This is a genomic window from Micromonospora sp. LOL_024 (assembly GCF_048060415.1).
In the GTDB taxonomy this organism is placed as follows: Bacteria; Actinomycetota; Actinomycetes; order Mycobacteriales; family Micromonosporaceae; genus Micromonospora.
Genome location: NZ_JBHMIS010000020.1, coordinates 40,149 through 60,989, shown reverse-complemented (window position 1 = coordinate 60,989; position 20,841 = coordinate 40,149). Strand labels below are relative to the sequence as shown.

At 71.8% G+C, this 20,841-nt stretch carries 19 protein-coding genes; 11 read left to right on the top strand and 8 right to left on the bottom strand.

Annotated elements, in window-relative coordinates:
• The first annotated feature begins 2 nt into the window (after nt 1-2).
• Together ACFHWY_RS19660 and ACFHWY_RS19655 are read left to right on the top strand one after the other, a co-directional pair.
• Nucleotides 3-332, top strand: a complete 330-nt coding sequence (locus tag ACFHWY_RS19660) for a hypothetical protein (RefSeq protein ID WP_416581675.1) — start codon at nt 3-5, stop codon at nt 330-332.
• Nucleotides 333-394: 62 nt separating this feature from the next.
• Nucleotides 395-844 carry a response regulator gene (locus ACFHWY_RS19655; protein ID WP_416581714.1) on the top strand — a complete coding sequence of 150 codons (450 nt, stop codon included), beginning with the start codon at nt 395-397 and terminating at the stop codon, nt 842-844.
• Nucleotides 845-874: 30 nt separating this feature from the next.
• On the opposite strand, the gene ACFHWY_RS19650 is transcribed toward ACFHWY_RS19655, so the two are convergent.
• The 3 genes from ACFHWY_RS19650 to ACFHWY_RS19640 all read right to left on the bottom strand — a co-directional run bounded on the left by ACFHWY_RS19650 (nt 875) and on the right by ACFHWY_RS19640 (nt 3,466).
• The gene (locus ACFHWY_RS19650; RefSeq protein ID WP_416581674.1) at nt 875-1,741 is read right to left on the bottom strand and encodes a hypothetical protein; all 867 of its coding nucleotides are present in this window, start codon (nt 1,739-1,741) and stop codon (nt 875-877) included.
• 287 nt (nt 1,742-2,028) lie between these two features.
• Nucleotides 2,029-2,451 carry an OsmC family protein gene (locus ACFHWY_RS19645; protein WP_416581673.1) on the bottom strand — a complete coding sequence of 141 codons (423 nt, stop codon included), beginning with the start codon at nt 2,449-2,451 and terminating at the stop codon, nt 2,029-2,031.
• A gap of 58 nt (nt 2,452-2,509) precedes the next feature.
• The gene (locus ACFHWY_RS19640) at nt 2,510-3,466 is read right to left on the bottom strand and encodes a serine/threonine-protein kinase (RefSeq protein WP_416581672.1); all 957 of its coding nucleotides are present in this window, start codon (nt 3,464-3,466) and stop codon (nt 2,510-2,512) included.
• A 154-nt stretch (nt 3,467-3,620) separates the two neighbouring features.
• Between ACFHWY_RS19640 and ACFHWY_RS19635 the strand changes: the two genes are divergently transcribed.
• The 4 genes from ACFHWY_RS19635 to ACFHWY_RS19620 all read left to right on the top strand — a co-directional run bounded on the left by ACFHWY_RS19635 (nt 3,621) and on the right by ACFHWY_RS19620 (nt 6,917).
• Entirely contained in the window at nt 3,621-3,845 is a 225-nt protein-coding gene (locus tag ACFHWY_RS19635) for a hypothetical protein (protein WP_416581671.1), read from the top strand.
• A gap of 97 nt (nt 3,846-3,942) precedes the next feature.
• A complete protein-coding gene (locus ACFHWY_RS19630; RefSeq protein WP_416581670.1) occupies nt 3,943-4,689 on the top strand; it encodes a response regulator transcription factor in 747 nt (248 codons plus the stop codon).
• Nucleotides 4,690-4,706: 17 nt separating this feature from the next.
• Entirely contained in the window at nt 4,707-6,143 is a 1,437-nt protein-coding gene (locus tag ACFHWY_RS19625; protein WP_416581713.1) for an ATP-binding protein, read from the top strand.
• 87 nt (nt 6,144-6,230) lie between these two features.
• Nucleotides 6,231-6,917 carry a helix-turn-helix domain-containing protein gene (locus ACFHWY_RS19620; protein WP_416581669.1) on the top strand — a complete coding sequence of 229 codons (687 nt, stop codon included), beginning with the start codon at nt 6,231-6,233 and terminating at the stop codon, nt 6,915-6,917.
• 199 nt (nt 6,918-7,116) lie between these two features.
• Here ACFHWY_RS19620 and ACFHWY_RS19615 read toward each other — a convergent pair whose 3' ends face one another.
• Complete coding sequence (locus ACFHWY_RS19615) at nt 7,117-7,533, bottom strand: VOC family protein (protein WP_416581712.1); 417 nt, start codon at nt 7,531-7,533, stop codon at nt 7,117-7,119.
• A gap of 192 nt (nt 7,534-7,725) precedes the next feature.
• Between ACFHWY_RS19615 and ACFHWY_RS19610 the strand changes: the two genes are divergently transcribed.
• From ACFHWY_RS19610 to ACFHWY_RS19595, 4 genes are all read left to right on the top strand, one after another.
• Complete coding sequence (locus tag ACFHWY_RS19610) at nt 7,726-7,875, top strand: hypothetical protein (RefSeq protein ID WP_155220336.1); 150 nt, start codon at nt 7,726-7,728, stop codon at nt 7,873-7,875.
• Between the two features lie 10 nt (nt 7,876-7,885).
• Nucleotides 7,886-9,370 carry a methyltransferase gene (locus tag ACFHWY_RS19605; RefSeq protein ID WP_416581668.1) on the top strand — a complete coding sequence of 495 codons (1,485 nt, stop codon included), beginning with the start codon at nt 7,886-7,888 and terminating at the stop codon, nt 9,368-9,370.
• Nucleotides 9,367-11,388 carry a sulfatase-like hydrolase/transferase gene (locus ACFHWY_RS19600; protein WP_416581667.1) on the top strand — a complete coding sequence of 674 codons (2,022 nt, stop codon included), beginning with the start codon at nt 9,367-9,369 and terminating at the stop codon, nt 11,386-11,388. The genes ACFHWY_RS19605 and ACFHWY_RS19600 overlap by 4 nt, the downstream gene beginning before the upstream one ends.
• Nucleotides 11,389-11,664: 276 nt before the next feature.
• Complete coding sequence (locus tag ACFHWY_RS19595; RefSeq protein ID WP_416581666.1) at nt 11,665-12,948, top strand: citrate synthase; 1,284 nt, start codon at nt 11,665-11,667, stop codon at nt 12,946-12,948.
• A gap of 134 nt (nt 12,949-13,082) precedes the next feature.
• Here the strand turns inward: ACFHWY_RS19595 and ACFHWY_RS19590 are convergent, their stop codons facing one another.
• The 4 genes from ACFHWY_RS19590 to ACFHWY_RS19575 all read right to left on the bottom strand — a co-directional run bounded on the left by ACFHWY_RS19590 (nt 13,083) and on the right by ACFHWY_RS19575 (nt 18,364).
• Nucleotides 13,083-13,751, bottom strand: a complete 669-nt coding sequence (locus ACFHWY_RS19590; protein WP_416581665.1) for a fasciclin domain-containing protein — start codon at nt 13,749-13,751, stop codon at nt 13,083-13,085.
• An 81-nt stretch (nt 13,752-13,832) separates the two neighbouring features.
• Nucleotides 13,833-15,944 carry a M14 family zinc carboxypeptidase gene (locus tag ACFHWY_RS19585; RefSeq protein ID WP_416581664.1) on the bottom strand — a complete coding sequence of 704 codons (2,112 nt, stop codon included), beginning with the start codon at nt 15,942-15,944 and terminating at the stop codon, nt 13,833-13,835.
• A gap of 121 nt (nt 15,945-16,065) precedes the next feature.
• On the bottom strand, nt 16,066-16,722 hold the full coding sequence (locus ACFHWY_RS19580; protein ID WP_416581663.1) for a response regulator transcription factor: 657 nt from the start codon (nt 16,720-16,722) through the stop codon (nt 16,066-16,068).
• 238 nt (nt 16,723-16,960) lie between these two features.
• Nucleotides 16,961-18,364 carry a glycosyltransferase family 4 protein gene (locus ACFHWY_RS19575; RefSeq protein ID WP_416581662.1) on the bottom strand — a complete coding sequence of 468 codons (1,404 nt, stop codon included), beginning with the start codon at nt 18,362-18,364 and terminating at the stop codon, nt 16,961-16,963.
• A 358-nt stretch (nt 18,365-18,722) separates the two neighbouring features.
• On the opposite strand from ACFHWY_RS19575, the gene glgX reads away from it, so the two are divergent.
• On the top strand, nt 18,723-20,840 hold the full coding sequence (glgX, locus tag ACFHWY_RS19570; RefSeq protein ID WP_416581661.1) for a glycogen debranching protein GlgX: 2,118 nt from the start codon (nt 18,723-18,725) through the stop codon (nt 20,838-20,840).
• Nucleotide 20,841: the final 1 nt, after the last annotated feature.

Sequence of the window (20,841 nt, the reverse complement as noted above, 5' to 3'; positions counted from 1 at the left end):
GCGTGAAATTCGGCCCGCCGCAGGCTCACCTTATACTTGTCGCACCGCAAGCATCCGTTCCTGAACGGCGGGAGGGGATCGTCGCGGCGTTCACGGTCACGTATGCCGATCACGACGGCGAGGGGCCGACCCGGCTGCGCCTGGCCGGTGAACTCGACATGGGCAGCGCCGCACAGCTCAACGCCGTCATCGACCGGCTGGCCGGGGGCGGGTGGCCGCGGGTTGCCGGCGCCACCAGCCGGGTCGAACGGGTGCTGCAGCTCACCGGCCTCGCCGAAGTGCTCGGGTGCGGGTCCGGTGGCGTGGACCCGGCGGGCACTGACCGTCCGTGAATGGGCTAGATTTCCCGCAGCACGGACCGGCAGGTTCCGTGCTGGCCGACCTGAGGCAGGTAATGATGGGCGCAGGCACCCTTGCTCCGGTTCGGATCCTCGTCGTGGACGACGATCCGGGCGACGTGCTCATGATCGAGGAGGCGCTGGCGACCTCGGACGTGGCTAAGGTCATCGACGTGGTCAACGACGGCCGCGAGGCGATGGAGTTCCTCCGCCGTGAGGGGCGGCACGGCGAGGCCCAGCGCCCGGACGTGATCCTGCTCGACCTGAACATGCCCCGGATGGACGGCCGGCAGGTGTTGGGCGAGGTGAAGGGCGACGAGGACCTGCGAACCATCCCGATCGTCGTGCTCACCACCTCGAACGCGGACACCGACATCGTCAGCAGTTACACGCTCCAGGCCAACGCGTACGTGACCAAGCCGATCGACCTCGACGACTTCAACGACGTGGTCCACCGCATCGACGAGTTCTTCGGTCGGGTGGTCGTGCTGCCCAAGCGGGTCTGACTCCGACCGCTCTGGCGGCGACGCCGCGAATCAGGTCAGCGCGGCCACCACGGTGCCGGCCTTCTCCTCGTGTTGGGCGTACGCGTACGGGTAGGCGGAGATCTGCACGGCCTGGGCGGCCATGGTCAGGCTCATCCCCTGCCAACCGGGCACCTCGAGCAGCGCCTCGTAGAACGCGCGGGAGGCGTACGCCGGACGCATCAGCTCCCGTACGGTGCCCCAACCGCTGCTCGGGCGCTGCTGGAACAGCCCCACCGAGTCGTGGTCCCAACCGATGGCCTGGTGCGGATACTGCTGCGACTCGGGCAGCACGCCGCTGGCGTAGTTGAGCAGGGTGCTCTCCTGCATCGCGGTGGCGACGGCGATGACCATCGCCTGGCGGGGGATCTCCATGTCCACGCCGACGTCCACGATCGCCTTGGCGTTGTCCATCTGCGCCTGGCTGAGGCCGGCGACCGGCTTGGGGCGTGGTGGCGTGGTGGGCTTCGTCTTCGTCGCCTTGGCGATGGCCGACGGCTTTGCGGTCGGCGAGGCGGTCGGGCTGGGGCTGGGGCTGGGGCTGGCCGGGGTGGGGGAGGGGCTGCGGTCGAGGGATCGGGACGCGGCTTCGTCCTGGGCGGCCAGGGCACGGTCGGCCAGCGCCTCGGCCACCTGTGGCGGCGGCGCCGCGTCGTCGTCTCGGGTCGTCACGAGGGCCGCCGCGCCGAGGCAGCAGGTCACGCCGGCGGCCAGGGCCACCCGTGCCGCAGTGGAGGCGAGCATGGCACGGACGCCGCGAAGCGGGTTCCCGGCAGCGCGATGCCGCCCTGCCACCCTTTCGGTGGATGCTCCATCGGCCGAATGGCTCGCCGATGGCCGGGGGGTCAGCCTCTGGTCGATTTGGTCGTCGGGATGCACCCGCCGAGGCTAGAAAGCCGATGGCCGTCTGCCATCGGCTAGCTTGGTGGCATGCATCACAATTCGCGGGCATTTGCCCGGTGGATCTCCGCGGGGCTACCGATAACGGGTGAGGTTCCGTTATCCGTCACGACGAAAATATCCGGAATGTCAGGAGAAAGTGGTAGGGAACGCCGATCTTGTACGTGTCGATAGCAGCCGCAGCGCGCCTCACCCGAACGGGGGACCGTGGATCGGCCTGACCGCACCAGCCGGAAAGCGGTCGGACCAACCGGGCGGTACGCGATTCAGTGCCGGCCGTTCTCCGCCGGAGTGACGGTGAGCCGGTGCCGGCTGCTGTCCGCGCTGGAGAACGGCCACAGTCGATCGGCGTGTTCGACCAGCTCGGCGAGCTGCTGCCGGGTCAGGCCCACCGACGAGATCGACGCGTGCACGTCGGCCCGGTACCGGCCGTCGTCGTCGCGGCCGAGCTTCGCCTCGGCGCGCACCTGTACGGTGTGCGCCTCGTCGGTTATCTCGCCGGCCGCCTCCACCGCCGCGTGGTGCAGGCAGGACGCGAAGGCGGCGGCGAGCAACTGCGACGGGGTCAGCCCGGTGCAGTGCCGAGCCAGCGGCGAGGCGAGGGCGGTGGACAGGGCATCGTCGTCGGTGTGAATGTGACCGCCCTCGGCGGTCGCGGCGGCAACCTCGTTCAACCAGGAACTCGGCATCGCGTTCCTCCCGTCACTCCCCGCCCGGCTACCCGAGGCCGATGGCGTGAAACCGGGATCAGCCGGCGGGTCGGCATCCCCGGAGGCCGGCGGCCTCGGTGACCCGGGCGGCCTCGGTGGCCTCGGCCGCCGCCCGCTCGGTCCACGGGCTGACCGTGGGCGGTCGCTGCCGTGGCATCAGCGGTTCGTGCATCGGCACGTACACCCGGGCATCCACCGCCTCGGCGAGCACCAGCGCGGCGACGAGGCTGCTCGGCCGCCGCGCCGGGTCGTCGGCGAGGCACCGTCGGCACAGCTCGTCGACCTCCGTGGGCAGTCCGGGAAGTTCGGGCAGCGGGCGCAGTCCGCCCCGCGGACCGAGCAACCGGGTGATGCTGTCCGCCGCGTACGGCAGCCGGCCAGCCAGACAGCAGTAGAGCAGGACGCCGAGCGCGTACATGTCGGCCGCCGGGGTCGCCGGAGCCCGTCGGAGCTGCTCCGGGGCGAGGTATGCCGGTGTGCCGACCACGATGCCCTCGGGCGCGGTGTCGGCGGCTCCGCTCGGAGTGGCGATACCGAAGTCGAGCACCTTCACCCCGGACGGGGTGAGCATCACGTTGGCGGGCTTGATGTCGCGGTGCACGATGCCGTGCGTGTGGGCGGTGGCCAGCGCCGCGCTCACCTCCGCGCAGACCCGCACCGCGATCCGCCAGTCCAGCGGCCCGGCGCGCAGGTGGGCGGCGAGCGTCTGCCCCTCCGCCAGCTCCATCACGATGTAGGGCAGCTCGCGCCCGGCAACGGTGCCACCGGTGCCGAAGTCGTGCACGCTGGCGACGTTGGGATGGACCAGGCGGGCCGCGGAACGGGCCTCCGCGCGGATCCGTTCCACCGAAGCCGGACCGTCCGGCAGTCCGGGCAACACCAGCTTCACCGCGACCATCCGGTCCAGCACCTCGTCGTGTGCCCGCCAGACCTCCGACATGCCGCCGATGCCGATGCGCTGATCGAGCCGGTACCGCCCGTCCACCCTACGCATCGACCGCTCCCTGTCGTCAAGGCGCACCACCGCGGTGCGCGTGCGCACGGTACCCCGCCACCGATCAGGGCAAACCGGCATCCGGCGGCGGCTGGTGCGTTAGCGTGCGAGCCGAGACGCCCGATGCGCCGGGCAGTCCGGAGGCGGAGCGGTGATGGATGAGGTGAGCGTACGGTTCGTCGGCGGTCCGGCCCACGATCTGGTCCGGTCGCTGCCGGCCGGCCCGGACGGTGCGCCGCCGCGGCTGTGGGTGCTGCGCCGGCCGCAGGCTGCGCCCACCCCCGTCGCCGACCATCTCTACGCCCGGCAGCGGCCCGACGGGGCCGGCGCATGGTCCATGCGTTTCGTCCGCACCGACCCGGTCGGCGTGACCGAGTGATGCCGCGTCGGTCCTGCCCCGCGACCCGGCGGACCGCACAGCCGGCGCACAGGATCCCCACAAGTGGAACCCAGCGTGTCGGCCCACCATGGCGACCATGATGACCGAGGGGGAGGTCGGGCCGGGCCGGGTGGAGCTGCGCCGGCCAGACGGCGAAACGGTCCGGGTGCTGGTCGTCGACGACGAGCCGACCCTGACCGATCTGTTGTCGATGGCGCTGCGTTATGAGGGCTGGCAGGTGCGGACGGCCGGCGACGGCATGGCCGCGGTACGCGCCGCCCGTCAGTTCCAGCCCGACGCGGTGGTGCTCGACGTGATGCTTCCCGACCTCGACGGCTTCCAGGTGCTGCGCAGGTTGCGGGAGGACAACGCCACCGTGCCGGTGCTCTTCCTGACCGCCCGGGACGCGGTGGAGGAGCGGATCACCGGGCTGACCGTGGGTGGCGACGACTACGTCACCAAACCGTTCAGCCTCGAGGAGGTGATCGCCCGACTGCGGGCGCTGCTGCGCCGCTCCGGCTTCGCCGTCGCCACCCGCCAGGACGCGGTCTTGACCGTCGGCGATCTCACCATGGACGAGGACAGCCACGAGGTGCGCCGGGACGGCCGACTGGTCACCCTCACCGCCACCGAGTTCGAGCTGCTGCGGTATCTGATGCGCAATCCCCGCCGGGTGCTCAGCAAGGCGCAGATCCTCGACCGGGTGTGGAACTACGACTTCGGCGGCCAGGCCAACGTCGTCGAGCTGTACATCTCGTACCTGCGCAAGAAGATCGACGCCGGCGGCCAGCCCATGATCCACACATTGCGCGGGGCCGGGTACCTGCTCAAGCCGGCGGAGTGAACGCCGTACGCCGGTGGCTGGCCGGACGGTCGCTGCGGACCCGCCTGGTGATCACCCTGGTCACCCTGCTCGCCGTGGTCAGCCTCGCCATCGGTGGGATCACCACCGCCGCGCTGCGGCAGTTCCTGACCTCGCGGGTGGACGAGCAACTGCTCTTCACGCCCAGCGGTCGGCCGAGCGTCCCGTGGGAGCCGGCGCCCGGCACGAGCGCCTGGAGCGACGTACGCGTGCCGCGCGGCTTCCCGCCCGGCACGATCACCGCCCAGGTGGTCGACGGGCAGGTGACCGAGGCGTGGACGCTGGTCGGCCGCCAGGAGCAGTCCGTGCCGGTCGACGAGGTCACCGCGCTGGCCGAGGTGCCCATCGACGGCCCGCCGCGCACCTTCGACCTCGACGACCGGGGTGGCTACCGGCTGGTGGCCCGGCGGACACCTGCCGGCCCGGTACGGGTGCTGGGCGTGCCGCTGTCCGAGGTCCAGGAGACCGTCTGGTGGATGGTGGTCGCGCAGGCCGGAGTCACCGCGGTCGGGCTGCTGGTCGCCGGTGCCGCCGGTGCGCTGATCGTCCGGGCCACGCTGCGTCCGCTGCGACGGGTCGCGGCGACCGCCGGCCGGGTCAGCGAACTGCCGCTGGACCGGGGCGAGGTGGCACTTTCCGAACGGGTGCCGGCCACCGACACCGACCCGCGGACCGAGGTCGGTCAGGTCGGGTCCGCGCTCAACCGGATGCTCGGGCACGTCGCCGCCGCGCTCGCCGCCCGGCAGGCCAGCGAGGTCCGGGTACGCCAGTTCGTCGCCGACGCCAGCCACGAACTGCGTACGCCCCTGGCGGCGATCCGCGGCTACGCCGAGGTGGCGCGTCGGGGCCGCGACCGGGTCCCGCCCGATGTGGCACACGCGCTGCGCCGGGTCGAGTCGGAGAGCGCCCGGATGACCAGTCTCGTGGACGACCTGCTGCTGCTGGCCCGGCTGGATTCGGGCCGGCCGCTGGCCGTCGAACCGGTCGACCTCAGCGCGCTGGTGGTGGACGCGGTCAGTGACGCGCACGTGGCCGGCCCGGAGCACCGCTGGCAACTCGACCTGCCCGACGAGGTCGTCAGGGTGCCCGGCGACCCGGCCCGGCTACACCAGGTGCTGACGAATCTGCTGACCAACGCGCGGGTGCACACCCCGCCCGGCAGCACCGTCACCACCAGCCTGCGGTTGGCTGGCGGGGCCGCCGAGCTCGGCGTCGCCGACGACGGCCCCGGTGTGCCCCCCGACCTGCGACCCGAGGTGTTCGAACGCTTCGCCCGTGGCGACAGCTCCCGGTCCCGCGCCCACGGCAGCACCGGCCTCGGCCTGGCCATCGTCGCCGCCGTGGTGGAGGCGCACCACGGCACCGTCTCGCTCGACACCCGGCCCGGCGCGACCGTGTTCACCGTCCGGCTGCCGAGCCCCACCGTCGGCGGGTAGTCGCCGTTCGGACCTCGACGGCTGGCCGACTTCGGCCAGCACAGCCCCGGTCCGTCGGGCGCCTGCGGATCGTGGCAGGCTGGCGGTGTGTACCGGGAGCGGCCGACCGGGTTGGCCGGCGCGACGCTGTGGACCAGCACCGCGCCGGCCCGTGCCACGTCCTCCCGGGTGCTCCCGGACGGCTGCCTCGACCTGCTCTGGTCCAGTCGGGCGGGGCTGTTGGTCGCCGGGCCGGACCGTACCGCGTTTCTCAGCGCGAGCGCGCCGCGTGAACGGTGGGTGGGGCTGCGGCTGCCGCCCGGAGTCGGCCCGGCGGTGCTCGGTGTGCCGGCGGTCGAGGTGCGTGATCGGCGCGTACCGTTGGGGGACCTGTGGGGTGACCGGGCCGTCGCGGCGCTGGCCGACCGGGCTGCGGCCGATGCGGAGGCCGTGCTGGTCGAGGTGGCGGCCTGCCGGCTGCGGGCCGCCGGCGGCCCGGACCCGCTCGGTGCCCGGGTGACCGCCGCGCTGGCCGCCGGCGCCACGGTGGCGGCGACCGCCGTCGAGGTCGGGCTCGACCCGCACGCGCTGCTGCGGCGCAGCCGGCACCTGTTCGGGTACGGCCCGAAGACCCTCGCCCGGATCCTGCGGCTTCGCCGGGCCCTGGCCCTGGCCCGTGGGGGCGTCGCGCTGGCCGAGGTGGCCTCCCGCGCCGGCTACGCCGACCAGGCCCACCTCACCCGCGACACCCGCGCCCTGACCGGCCTACCCCCCACAACCCTCCTGCGCCCCTGACCCCCACTCCCGATCGGGTGATCAGAGGCGGGCGCCGTCGGAGGTTCGTGAATTTCGGCGAAGGGACCACCAGGGGTGTGACCGTGAGCAGCGGGATGACTCACGTCGGTGGGAGTGCGCGAGGTGCTCGGGCACGAGGGAGCGGAGCAGTCGGCCCGACTGGCCGCCGCCGCGCCTGACCCGTCGAGGTGGGTGCTGGTCAGCCCTGGTCGTTCGGGGTGGGGGTGGGCAGGGCAGCGAAGAGGTCGACGGGGGTGCCGTCAGGGTCGTGCAGGACGGCGTAGCGCTGGCCCCAGGGGGCGTCCCAGGGTGGCAGGTGGCCGTGGTGGCCGTCGGCCGTCAGGTCGGCGTACCAGCGGTCGACCTCGGTTGGGTTCGCGCAGAGGAAGGCCAGTGCCGCCCGGTGGCCGCCGGTCGGTGGGCTCCAGCCCGGGTCGAGGGAGCGGATCGTCGCGAGGTCGTCCCAGGCGAGCCGGAGGCCGCCGGGCAGGGCCACCTCCACGTGTGGCTCCAGCTCCGCGCCGGCCGGGATGGCGAGTCCCAGGCGGCGGTAGAAGTCCAGGGTGCGGGTCATGTCGGTGGCGACCAGGCCGACCAGGTCGAAGCGCGGAAGCAGGGTCATGGTGGCGAGGTTACGGCCGGCGGCGGCCGGGCGTCTTGAACGAAACGGACGGGGTGAAGTGGGCGTTGTGCCCGACAGGTGACCGTGAGCGGCGTACGGTGGCGTAAGTCCGGCGTGTCGTCTAATTCCGAAATGTGAGTACGGATGCTGATGCCGGTCCTATCACGGCGAGGGAAGGAGCGGTCGGTGAACCACCTGGCCTACCTGGACGCGGGATCCGGCAGCCTGATCGTGCAGGCGGTGGTCGGCGGTATCGCCGGGGTCGCGGTGGCGGCCAAGCTCTACTGGCGCAGACTCGTCAGCCGGTTCCGCCGCCAGCCCACCGACCAGAGCTGACCCGGCCGAGATGGTGATTCCGGACCTGGGCCGGTCGCCGAAGCCGGTCCGGGTCGACACCGAGCTGCGGGCGGAGCCCGGCTCGTTCCGCGACCCGGCCAACCAGGTCTTCCACGCCGGCGACGAGGTGCTTCGCGCGCTCGACGAGACCGCCGCCACGCACTGGCGGGCGCTGGCCGGCAGCACCTTCTTCCCGCCGCTGGTCGCCGCTGGCAAGATCTGCGGCACCGAGGAGCTGCCGGCCGGACCGGAGCTGCTGGCGGGTTCGGAGCTGCTGGCGGGGTCGGCGCTAGCGGGCTGGGCGGCGGTCCTGCGACACGAGCGGATCCCGTTCATCTCCCACCCGTACGAGTGGTCCTTCGCGATGCTGCGTGACGCCGCACTGCTGCACCTGGAGATCCTCCGGGCCGCCCTGTCGGCGGGCTTCACCACCAAGGACGGTTCGGCGTACAACCTGCAGTGGCGCGGCACCGAGCCGGTCTTCATCGACGTGGGGTCGTTCGTCCCGCTACGCGACGGCGAACCGTGGGCCGGGTACCGGCAGTTCTGCCAGATGTTGCTCTACCCGCTGATGCTCGGCGCCCACCTGGGGCTGGCGTTCCAGCCCTGGCTGCGGGCCCAGGTCGACGGCATCTCCCCGGAGCAGATGGGACCGCTGTTCCGGGGTGCCCGGCGGCTGCTGCCCGGCGTGCCCACCCACGTCCACCTGCACGGCAGCGTGCAGCGGCGCAGCGCCGTCACCAGCACCTCCGACGTGCGCGCGCAGCTGCGGGCCGCCGGCTACACCCGCGAGTTGGCGCAGGCCACCGTACGCGGGATGGAGAAGCTCGTCCGGCGGCTGGACCACCAGCCGCCGCCCACGCACTGGGTGGACTACCAGCGCACCTGCGGCTACTCCGGCGACGACCGCAGCGGCAAGGAGCGGTTCGTCACCGCCGCGCTGAGCGTCGTCGGCCGGCGACGACTGGTACTCGACCTGGGCGCCAACGACGGACGGTACGCGCGGCTGGCCGCCCGGCACGCCGACTACGTGGTCGCCGTCGAGCAGGACCCGGCGGTGCTGGACCGGCTGTACCGCACCCTGAAGGGCGAGGGCGAGCGGCGGGTGCTGCCGCTGGTGATGGACCTGGCCGATCCGTCGCCCGGCGGCGGCTGGCGTGCCGTGGAGCGGGCCTCGTTCGCCGCTCGGGCCAGCGCGGACACCGTGCTCGCCCTGGCGCTGGTGCACCACCTGGCGATCGGCCGCAACGTGCCGCTGTCCGAGGTGCTGTCCTGCCTCGTCGGCTTCGTCGCGCCCGGTGGCCGGCTGGTGGTGGAGTTCGTCCACCCCGACGATCCGATGGCGGCCCGGCTGCTGGCCAACAAGCCCGACGGCATCTTCCCCGACTACCGGCGCGACGCCTTCGAGGCGCTGCTCGCCGCCCGGGGCACCGTCGAGGACCGGCTGGAGTTGCCCTCGGGCACCCGCACCCTGTACCGGCTGGCCCGTTCGTGACCGACCGCCCCGCGACCGGCTCAGCCCCCAGCAGCGAATCCGGCTGGCGGACGGAGGCCGGCCGGCTGCTGGAGATCACGGCGCTGGTCGGCCTGGTGATCACCCAGCCGCTGCTGGACATCCTCGGTCGCAGCCCCGACTTCTTCCTGTTCCACCGGGCCGACCGGGGCGAGATCCTGGCGCTGGTGGCCCTGGTCGTGGTGCTGCCGACGGTGGCGGTCGGGTCGGTCGGCCTGCTGTCCGGACTGGCCGGACGGACCGCGCGGACGGCCACCCACACGCTGCTGGTGGGCCTGCTGGTCGCGGCGCTGGTGGTGCAGATAGGCCGGCTCACGACGCCGCTTCGGGGCGTACCGCTGCTGCTGGTCGCCGTAGCGGTCGGTGCTGCCGGGGCCGCCGGGTACCGGCGCTGGCGGGCCCCGGGGCGGATGCTGCGGCTGGCCGCCGTCGGGCCGCTGATCTTCGTCGGGCTGTTCCTGTTCGCCTCACCGACCGGGCCGGTGGTGTTGCCGCGCGGCGGAGGCGGCGTGGCCGGTACGGCCACCGGCAACGTGCACCCGCCGGTGGTCCTGCTGGTCCTCGACGAGCTGCCGCTGGTCTCCCTGCTCGACGGCGAGCGGCGGGTGGACGCCGCCCGGTTCCCGTACTTCGCCGAGTTGGCCGCCGCCTCGACCTGGTACCGCAACGCCACCGGAGTCAGCGGCTGGACGCCGTACGCGCTGCCGGCGATGCTCACCGGCCGCTACCCGGCGCAGCCGTTCGCCCCGCACTACTCGCACTACCCGGACAACCTCTTCACCGCACTCGGCGGGCTGTACGACATCCGCGCCGAGGAGAGCATCACCCGGCTCTGCCCGCCGAGCCGCTGCGAGCAGCAGGTCGCCCCGGAGCAGGGGGTCGGTGTGCTGGCCCGGGAGACCGGCCGGCTGCTGCGCCAGGTGACCTCACCTAACGACAGCCGGATCGACCCGGAGGACTCCTACCGTGAGCGCACCGCCGAGGAGGCCGGCATCGACGCCGCCGAGCCGGTGCCGACCGACCCGAAGTTCCGTTGGGACAGCCTCGACGTCAACCAGCCGGCCCGGTTCACCAGCTTTCTGAACGGCCTGATCCGGTCGCAGCGGCCGACGCTGCATTTCCTGCACCTGCTGATGCCGCATTCGCCGTGGGTGTTCCTGCCGTCGGGGGCTCGCTACGAGGCGCCCGAGGACTTCTCCAACGAGGGCGACGGCTGGGTGGACCTGGCCCGCGCCCGTCACCTGGCGCAGCTCGGCTACACCGACCGGCTGATCGGTGAGACGATCCGTACGCTGCGCGCGGGCGGCCTGTGGGACGAGGCGCTGGTGGTGGTCACCGCCGACCACGGGGTCAGTTTCACCAAGGGCGCGCAGGGACGCGGCGCGGACGCCATCAGGGCGGCCGCCGACGAGGTGGCCTGGGTGCCGTTGTTCGTCAAGACGCCGGGCCAGCGCGCTGGTCAGGTGGACGACCGGAACTGGGAACACGTCGACCTGCTGCCGACCATCGCCGACGAGGCGGCCATCCGGCTGCCCTGGCGGGTCGACGGCCGATCAGCGCGGCAGGCCCCCCGCACCGAACCTGGCAAGGTCTTCTACGACCGTCCGTCGGAGCCGATGCCGGTTACCGGTGGCGTGCCCGCCGCGCCGCCACCGGCCGCCCCGCACCGACTCCTCGGCACCGCCGTGGACGCCGCGCCGGCTGGCGGCAGCGCCCGCGTGGGCGGGCTCGACGCGTTCCGCGCCGTCGACCCCGACGAGGGCCTGCTGCCCGGGATGGTCTGGGGCACCGTGCCTGACCGGGTCGCCGACGGCACCGAGCTGGTGGTGGCCGTCAACGGCACTGTTGCCGCGGTGGTGCCGGTGGTCGCCCCGGACCTCGGTGGCCGTCGGTTCGCCGCGTTGCTCGCCGACGACCGGCTCTTCCACGCCGGCGCCAATCGCCTCGATCTCTATCTCCTCGATGCTGGCGGCACTCTCCGCCAACTGACGATCTCCTGACGCCCGCCACCGGGTCGGTCCAGCCGCACCCGGGGGCCCGGCGTCCAGTCGTCCTCCTGAGCCGTCGGACAGTGGCACGGGCATGCGCGTGCTCGCCCACCCGGTGTGCCGTCTCTGCCTGTCTGTGCTGGTCGTCGGGGTTTCCCGGCCGCGCGGTCGGGAAACGGGTGACGCATGCCTCACCGCCGAACCACGGCGGGCGGTGTCGTCGCAACCGCAATTACGGTAGAAGCGAAGGCAATTCAACGTAGATCTGCCGGCGAAGCGAGGAACCACATGACGGAAGTCAAGCTCGATCACCCCGGCGGGCAGCTGTCGATGCCGGTACATTCCGCGGTCGAGGGCCCCGCCGGAGTCGGTGTGGGCAAGCTGCTGAAGGAAACCGGGATGACGACGTACGACCCCGGGTTCGTCAACACCGCCGCTTGTTCGTCCGCGATCACCTACATCGACGGCGACGCGGGAATTTTGCGTTACCGTGGCTACCCCATCGAGCAACTGGCCGGGAAGAGTTCCTTCCTGGAGGTCTCCTACCTGCTGATCTACGGCGAGTTGCCGACCGGTGACCAGCTGACCGAGTTCTCCGAGCGGATTCGCCGGCACTCGCTGCTGCACGAGGAGATGCGCCGGTTCTTCGACGGTTTTCCCCGTGAGGCGCACCCGATGGCGGTGCTCTCCTCGGCGGTCAGCGCCATCTCCACCTTCTACCAGGACAGCCTGGACCCGTTCGACGCCGAGCACGTGGAGATGTCCACGGTCCGGTTGATGGCGAAGGTCCCCACCATCGCCTCGTACGCCTACAAGAAGTCCATCGGGCAGCCGCTGCTGTACCCGGAGAACTCGCTGGGCTACGTGGAGAACTTCCTGCGGATGACGTTCGGTGTGCCGGCGGAGCCGTACGAGGTCGATCCGGTGGTGGCCCGTGTGCTGGACATGCTCCTCGTCCTGCACGCCGACCACGAGCAGAACTGCTCGACCTCGACCGTCCGGCTGGTGGGTTCCAGCAACGCCAACCTGTTCGCCTCGGTGTCGGCCGGGGTCAACGCGCTGTTCGGGCCGCTGCACGGCGGCGCGAACCAGTCGGTGCTGGAGATGCTGGAGCTGATCCAGGCCGAGGGCGGCGACGTGCAGTCCTTCGTCCGCAAGGTCAAGGACAAGCAGGACGGCGTCAAGCTGATGGGTTTCGGTCACCGGGTCTACAAGAACTACGACCCGCGGGCCGCGATCGTGAAGGAGGCGGCGCAGGACGTGCTGGGCCGGATGGCCAAGGCGGACCCGCTGCTGGACATCGCGATGCAGTTGGAGGAGATCGCCCTGGGCGACGACTTCTTCGTCTCCCGGCGGCTCTACCCGAACGTGGACTTCTACACCGGCCTGATCTACAAGGCGATGGGTTTTCCGACGAAGATGTTCACGGTGCTGTTCGCGCTGGGCCGGCTGCCGGGCTGGATCGCGCAGTGGCGGGAGATGATCAACGATCCGGAGACCAAGATCGGCCGCCCGCGGCAGATCTACACCGGCGCCACCGAACGGGACTACCTCCCCTACGAGAAGCGCTGACCGCAGTGAGGAAGGGCGCCCTGTCAACGCCTGCGGTATAGGACGGGCCCCTTCTCGACGGCGACACCGCCGCAGGCCGCCGACCTCGTGATCGAGGGCGGCGGCCTGCGACCGTGTCGCGGGGTGTCCGCGGTTCAGTGCGCCGGGTGGCCGTCGTCGTCCTGACCTGCTGTGGTGGGCAGGTCGCCGAGTACCTCGTCGATGACGTGGATGCGGGCGCCGGCCGCCTGGTAGTCGGCACACACCGTCTCAGCCAGGTCGTCGACGCGGGCGACCTGGCCCCGGCCGGTGACGGCGAGGCTGCTGCCCGAGACGGTGGTCACCGTGCCGGCGGCGACCAGGTCGGCCACCGGCAGCACGCCGCTGACCAGGTGGTCGCGCAGCAGGTCACGCAGCTCGCCGGTGTCCCGCAGGAGCAACTCGTCGAGGTTGGTCCGGGAGAACTTGGTGGCGAAGGCGTCGTCGGTGGGGGCCAGGATGGTGACGTCCCCGGTGAGCTCGTCGGCCAGGCCGGTGGCCCGTACCGCCGCCTCGAAGGTGGTGAGCACGGGAATCCACTGCAGGGCCTGCGCCGCGGGCTGGTCGGCGAGTGCGGCGGGGTGTCCCGGTTCGTCGCCCGTCGGCAGCAGGTCGCAGAGCGGCCCGGTCACGGTGACGGTGGCCGGCGCGGGGGCGGCCGTGCCGGCGTCGCCGTTCCCGCCGCCCGCGACAACCACGAGCAGCAGGGCGGCCAGGGTGGCGCCGGCGATCGGGAGCAGACGCCGGGACACCGGCGTCGCGGCCCGAGACTGGCTGTCGGTCACGGTGTTCTCCGCTCTTCGATGGGGTACCGGCAGGCCGGGCGCGGGATCCGGCCCGCCGGTACGAGGGGCGGGCTCAGCGCCTCACAGAAGCGCGCACTGGTTGAACCGCGGACCGCTGACCGAGTTGGCGACCTCCATGTTGACCGGCGCGGCACTGTTGCCGGCACAGCTCAGCGGGCCGTTGACGGTGTTGCCGGCCACCAGCGGGGCGCCGCCCGCGCTGTTGACCACGTTGACCGGGCCACTGATCTTGTTGCCGACCAGTAGGACCGGGCCGCTGGCGCCGGTGACGTTCACCGGGCCGTTGACGGTGCTGGCGGTCAGCACGAACCCGGCCGCCGCGCTGGCGTCCACCGGGCCGTTGATCGAGGCGCCGTTGACGATCAGCGTCGCGCCCCGCTGCACCCTGATCGGACCCCGGACGGTGGCGCCGGCGAGGCAGGCCACGCCGGAGACCGTCAGTGGGCCGTTGTGGGTGCCGGTCAGCGTGGGCGCGATGCGCTCGCCAGCGACCAGGCCGTCGGCGGCCTGCTCGTCGAGCAGCAGCGGCACCAGGCCGCGCTCCGGCTGGGACAGTGGTACGAGGTACCCTCCGGCCACCTTGATCACCTTCCAGCCGTGGGCGGCGAGCCGTTGGGCCACGGTGGTCTGCTGGCCGCTCGGGCCGTCGGTGCGCGCCCCGTGGTACTGCTCCTCGGTGAGCTTGTAGGCGCACGGCGGCTGGTCGAGGATCTGGTCCTCGCCCGGTGCGTTCAGCGGCGGCGGGGTGTCGCCCGGGTGCGGTGCGGGATAAGCCTCGATCGGGCGGGAGCCCCGGAAGACGATTCGGCCGCTGTTCGCGGACTGGAACTTGATCGCCTCGGCGCGGGCCGCGGTGATGTCGCCGACGGTCGCACCGTGGTACGCCAGGAACTGATGGAACGTCCACAGTGCCGAGTAGGTCTTGCGCCGCCGGTTGTTGGCGGTGTTGCCCTCGTCCGGTCGGGTCGGTCCGCCGGAGCTGCGCAGTTCCAGCAGGGAGTTGACCACGTTCTTCAGCCCGAGGGTGTTGCGCAGGATCGTCTCCTCGCCCAGTCCGACGTTGGCCCCGGTGCATCCGTACGGGCAGGCCCACCAGCCGTCCTTGGCGCCCTGGGTGTACATGTGGCCCTCGATCATGTCCTGGGACTGGTCGAAGATGCCCTGTGCCACGTTCTGGTGGCGGGGTGGCAGCATCGGCAGGTCACCGGTGTTGCTGTTGCCGTACTCGTGGCCGTCGTAGCTGGCGATCGGCCGGTAGTCGCGGACCATCTCCACGAACGCCTGGGTCTCCGGCTGGCGGACCAGCGAGTAGTCCCGGTTGAGGTCCTGACCGGCGGCGTTGCCCCGGCTGTTGGCCGCCCGGCCGTCGCCGTTGATCGTCGGCACGATCAGCATGGTGGTCTTCGACAGCAGGCCGAGGGTGGTGGCGTCGTCGGTGAACGCCAGCTGTCGGGCGATGATGAGGCATGCCTCGCGGTCGCCGGGCTCGTTGCCGTGCACGTTGCAGTTGACCACCAGCGGGTTCGTGGCGGCCACCGCCGCGGCGGTGGCCGGCGGGGTGGGGTAGCCGATGACGAACATGTTGAGCGGCCGGTCCTGCAGGGTGCGGCCGATCTCCACCACGCGCACCCGGTCGCTGAGTTCGTCGATCGCCTCGGTGTAGGCGTACTCGTTGACGTCGTTGGTGTACTGCGCGCCCAGCGTGGTCTCCCACTGGGTGCGCAGGCCCTGTCCGGGGACGGCCGGGTCGCCCCAGGGTGCCGTGGTGGTGTCGCTGACCGGGGCCGAGTACGGCTGGGCGGTGCCGTCGATGCGGGCGCGGACCCGCCACTGGAAGCGGTTGCCGGGGGCGAAGCCCGCGTCGGCGAAGGTCGGCTCGGAGTTGTTGATCTGACGGTTAGGTCGCCAGACACCGGCGGTCACCGATGCGCCGGTGGCGGTGCCGTCGTCGTCGACCGGGGTCCGCTCGATCTGGTAGTCGGTGGCGGCGTCGACCGGGGTCCAGGCCAGGGTCGCGTACCCGTCGCCCTGGACGACCGTGAGGTCCCGTACCTGGTTTGGCTCCGCCAGCAACTGGGCCGCGGTGGTCGCCTGGGCGGGCTGCGCGGTCGCCGCGAGGGTGACGGCGAGTAGTGCGGAGAAGACACCGGCCGTTGTCCGTCTGTATCTCAAGGGGCTCTCCAAACAGGAGGGGTGACTCAAGTACCCACAGCACACCCGTACCCGGCCTGCCGCGGGGCCGCGAGCTGGGATTCTTGAGGATGATCTGAGGTTCGGCCGGCTGAGTGGGCACTCAGCTGGCGCGCAGCCGGTAGCCGACGCCACGAACCGTCTCCACCAGCGCGGTGTCGTCGAGCTTTGCGCGCAGCGCCGCGACGTGGACGTCGAGATTGTGCCGGGTCGCCCAGGTGGTCTGCCACACCTCCAGTTGCAGTCGGTCCCGCGGCACCACCGTGCCGGCCTGCCGGGCCAGCGCCACCAGCAGGTCGAACTCCTTGCGGGACAGGCCGACCTCCCGGTCGCCCACCCAGACCCGGCGGGCGTCCACATCGATGCGCAACAAGCCCACCTGCAATGCGGTCGCCGCCCGGGTGGTACGGGTGGTACGGCGCATCACCGCCTCGATACGCGCCTGCAACTCGACCATCGAGAACGGCTTGACCACGTAGTCGTCGGCCCCGGCGCGTAGCCCGGCCACCCGGTCGTGCTCCTCCACCCGCGCGGTGACCGCGATGATCGCGACGCCCTCGTCGTGCTGGCGGATGCGCCGGCACACCTCCAGACCGTCACGGTCGGGCAGGTTCATGTCGAGCAGGATGAGGTCGACCGGGTCGGCCCGCACCGCCTCGGCCGCGGTGACCGCCTGGACCACGTCGTGCCCCCGTCGCCGCAGCGCCGAGGCGAGGCCCGCCGAGACGCGCAGGTCGTCTTCCACCAGGAGTACCCGCACTCGCGCCTCCTCGGACTTCGCCGTCGCCGGATGCCTGCGAGTGTGTCCGATGCCAACCGCCGGTGACCAGTACGGATGCAAGATCGTAACGACAGATTGAACTGTCCGAACGGGGTCTGGTGGCGGTCTGGTGAGAACGGCGACCGCCCTGGCGATGGCCTCGGTAGCCGTCCCGCCCGGTCCGGCTGCAACAGCCGGACCGGGCGGGACTCGGCGGTAGACGCGACAGCGGAGCCGGTCAGCGCAGGCCGGCGGCGGCGAGCAGGTTGCCGTCGGCCATCGTGGGCAGTGCCCGGCCGTGTGCCATCTGCTGCGCCGCGCGCTCGGCGGTGAAGCTCGGCGCCTGGGCGATGGCCGCCGCGTACGTCGACGCGGTGCGGCTGGCGATGGCCGCCCAGCCGTACCGCTCGTTGACCATGTCCCGGGCCCGACGGGCCAGCACGCGGGCGCGTTCGGTGTCGACGAGCAGGGCGTGCACGGCGTCGGCCAGCGCGTCCGAATCGTGCGGGCGGAAGGTCTCACCGGTGACGCCCGACTCGACGATCTCGGCGAGCCCGCCGGTTTCGGCGACCGCGAGCGGCGCGCCGGCGGCGGCGCCCTCCAGGGCGACCATGCCGAACGGCTCGTAGATGCTGGGCACCGCGAAGCAGTCCGAGGCGGCCATCACCGCGGGCAGGTCGGTGCCGCCGAGAAAGCCGGGCAGGCTGACGGTGCCGGCCAGCCCGAGCCGGTGCACGTCGGCCTCCAACTCGCTGCGGTACGGGCCGTCGCCGACGATCACCGCGCGCAGCCCGGGGTGCCGCTCGCGTAGCCGGGGCAGGCCGGCGAGTAGATGCTGCACCCCCTTCTCGTACACCAGACGGCCGGCGAAGGTGACCAGCGGGCCGTCCCCGGCGTACCGGGCGCGCGCCTTCGCCACCGCGGCGGCGGAGACCCGCCAGCGGTGTGGCTCCACCCCGTTGGGCACCACGTCGACCCGTCCGGCCGGCACGCCGAACAGCCCGGTCACCTCGTCGCGCATGTAGCCGGAGCAGACGATGACGCGGGTCGACTCGCCGCCGAGCCAGTGCTCCACGCCATGGATGGTGCGGTTCATCTCCTCGGGCAGCCAGCCCTGGTGCCGGCCCGCCTCGGTGGCGTGGATGGTGCTGACCAGCGGCAGGTCGAGGTGCTCGCGCAGGGTCATCGCGGTGTGCGCGACGAGCCAGTCGTGGGCGTGGACGACGTCGTAGACGCCGGTGGCGGTGGCGCGCAGCGCGGCCCGGGTCAGGGTGTGGTTGAACGCCATCGTCCAAGCCAGCAGCGAGCCGGTGGCCAGCGGGAAGGTCACCGGATCCTCGGCGGCGCGCACGACGCGCACCCCGTCGACGTACTCCTCCAGCGGGGCGCCCTCGGCGTGCCGGGTGACGACCGTGACCTCGTGCCCGGCGGCGGCCAGAGCCACCGACAGGGCGTGCACGTGCCGGCCCAGGCCGCCCACGAGCACCGGCGGGTACTCCCACGACAGCATGAGGATGCGGCGGGTCTGCGACCCGGCGGGCGGGCCGGGTTGGGCCGGAACCTGGGGTCGCGAGGTGATCGTGGGGCGGTGGACGCGGTCCGAGGCGGTGGCGGTACGTCCGCCGACCCGCAGGGTCGTCACATCAGTCTCCGTCCGTGCAGGGAGGAACGCGCCGGCGTCGATGACGGCGAAAGGGAAACGTTGGGTTTCGGGCACGCGCGGACGCGTCCGGCGGTGCGAGGATCGTGGGCGCACTGAAAACACGCGCCCGGGAACAAGGAAACGTCATGACGGCCGATTCCGCACCTTGAGGACGGTCACAGTGACCGAGGGCACCGCAGGGTTCACCTCGGTTCGGCCGGGCGGCCACCAGCCATCCACCCGATCGGATGGATTGACGGTGGACCGTGCGGGGCACTACCGCCCCGCGCACCGCCGGAGTTTCCCGGACGAATGTGCTCGGGCGGGCGCGCCGACGACACGTGGCCGAAGGAGCGACATGCAGGTCTGGCCGGGCGAGCGGTATCCCCTCGGCGCCACCTACGACGGGATGGGCACCAACTTCGCGATCTTCTCGGAGGTGGCGCAGCGCGTCGAACTCTGCCTCTTCGACGAGTGGGACACCGGAGCGGAGCGCCGGGTCGAGCTGCGTGAACTCGACGCGTACGTGTGGCACGCGTACATCCCGGGAATCGGGCCGGGGCAGCGGTACGGCTACCGGGTGCACGGCCCGTACGACCCGGCGGGCGGGGTCCGGTGCAACCCGGCCAAGCTGCTCATCGACCCGTACGCCAAGGCCGTCGACGGCGACGTGCAGTGGGACCCGGCGGTCTACGACTACACCCACGGCGACCCGGAGCGGATCAACACGACCGACTCGGCGCCGTTCGTGCCGAAGTCGGTGGTGGTGAACCCGTACTTCGACTGGGGCAACGACGCGCCACCCCGCATCCCGTACCACCACTCGGTCATCTACGAGGCCCACGTACGCGGGCTGACCATGCGGCTTCCCGGCATCCCCGAGGAGCTGCGCGGCACGTACGCCGGCATCGCCTCGCCGCCGATGATCGACCACCTGAGCCGGCTCGGCGTCACCGCCATCGAGCTGATGCCGGTGCACCAGTTCGTCAACGACCACCGGCTGACCGACCTGGGGCTGCGCAACTACTGGGGCTACAACACCATCGGCTTCTTCGCCCCGCACCACGGCTACTCGGCGCTGGGTCGCCAGGGCCAGCAGGTGCAGGAGTTCCGGGGCATGGTCAAGGCGCTGCACGCGGCCGGTATCGAGGTGATCCTCGACGTGGTCTACAACCACACCGCCGAGGGCAACCACCTCGGCCCGACGCTGAGCTTCAAGGGCGTCGACAACGCCAGCTACTACCGGCTGTCGGAGGAAGACCGGCGGTACTACGTCGACTACACCGGCACCGGCAACAGCCTCAACGTGCGCAGCCCACACTCGCTGCAACTGATCATGGATTCGTTGCGTTACTGGGTGACCGAGATGCACGTCGACGGTTTCCGCTTCGACCTGGCCGCCACCCTGGCCCGCGAGTTCTACGACGTGGACCGGCTCTCCACCTTCTTCGAGGTGGTCCAGCAGGACCCGGTGGTCAGCCGGGTCAAGCTGATCGCCGAGCCGTGGGACGTCGGCCCCGGCGGCTACCAGGTCGGCAACTTCCCGCCGCAGTGGACCGAGTGGAACGGCAAGTACCGCGACACGGTCCGCGACTTCTGGCGCGGCGAGCCGGCCACCCTCGCCGAGTTCGCCTCCCGCCTCTCCGGCTCCGCCGACCTCTACCAGGACGACGGGCGCCGCCCCTTCCACAGCATCAACTTCGTCACCTGCCACGACGGCTTCACCCTGGCCGACCTGGTGGCCTACAACGACAAGCACAACGAGGCCAACGGCGAGTCCAACCGCGACGGCGAGAGCCACAACCGGTCCTGGAACTGTGGCGTCGAGGGCGACACCGACGACCCGGGGGTACACGCCCTGCGGGCCCGGCAGCAGCGCAACTTCCTGGCCACTCTGATGCTGTCGCAGGGGGTGCCGATGATTGGCCACGGCGACGAGTTGGGCCGCACCCAGCACGGCAACAACAACGCCTACTGCCAGGACAGCGAGCTGGCCTGGGTCGACTGGGACGACGTCGACACCGAGCTGCTGGACTTCACCCGCCGGCTGGTCGAGTTCCGCCGGAAGCACCAGGTGTTCCAGCGTCGCCGCTTCTTCACCGGCCTGCCGGTGCACGGCCGGGAGATCGACGAACCGCTGCCCGACCTGGCCTGGTACACCCCGGACGGGCGGCAGATGACCGGCGAGGACTGGGGCAACGACTTCGGCCGCTCGGTGGCGCTCTTCGTCAACGGCGAGGGCATCCGCGAACGCGGCCAGTACGGTCAGCGGCACCGCGACTCGTCCTTCTGGCTCTGCTTCAACGCGCACGACGCACCGCTGGACTTCGTCCTTCCGCCGGCCGAGTTCGGCCACCGGTGGGAATTGGTGATCAGCACCGCCGAACCCGACCAGGACAAGGGCACCACCGGGGAGGCCGGCGGCACGCTCGGCGTACCGGACCGCTCGCTGGCGGTGTTGGAGAGGGTGGCCTGAG

Excerpts from the sequence above, each read along its gene's own strand:
- ACFHWY_RS19655 (WP_416581714.1), top strand. The coding sequence starts at position 395 with ATGATGGGCGCAGGCACCCTTGCTCCGGTTCGGATCCTCGTCGTGGAC.
- ACFHWY_RS19645 (WP_416581673.1), bottom strand. The coding sequence starts at position 2,451 with ATGCCGAGTTCCTGGTTGAACGAGGTTGCCGCCGCGACCGCCGAGGGC.
- ACFHWY_RS19640 (WP_416581672.1), bottom strand. The coding sequence starts at position 3,466 with ATGCGTAGGGTGGACGGGCGGTACCGGCTCGATCAGCGCATCGGCATC.
- ACFHWY_RS19635 (WP_416581671.1), top strand. The coding sequence starts at position 3,621 with ATGGATGAGGTGAGCGTACGGTTCGTCGGCGGTCCGGCCCACGATCTG.
- ACFHWY_RS19630 (WP_416581670.1), top strand. The coding sequence starts at position 3,943 with ATGATGACCGAGGGGGAGGTCGGGCCGGGCCGGGTGGAGCTGCGCCGG.
- ACFHWY_RS19605 (WP_416581668.1), top strand. The coding sequence starts at position 7,886 with ATGGTGATTCCGGACCTGGGCCGGTCGCCGAAGCCGGTCCGGGTCGAC.
- ACFHWY_RS19595 (WP_416581666.1), top strand. The coding sequence starts at position 11,665 with ATGACGGAAGTCAAGCTCGATCACCCCGGCGGGCAGCTGTCGATGCCG.
- glgX (WP_416581661.1), top strand. The coding sequence starts at position 18,723 with ATGCAGGTCTGGCCGGGCGAGCGGTATCCCCTCGGCGCCACCTACGAC.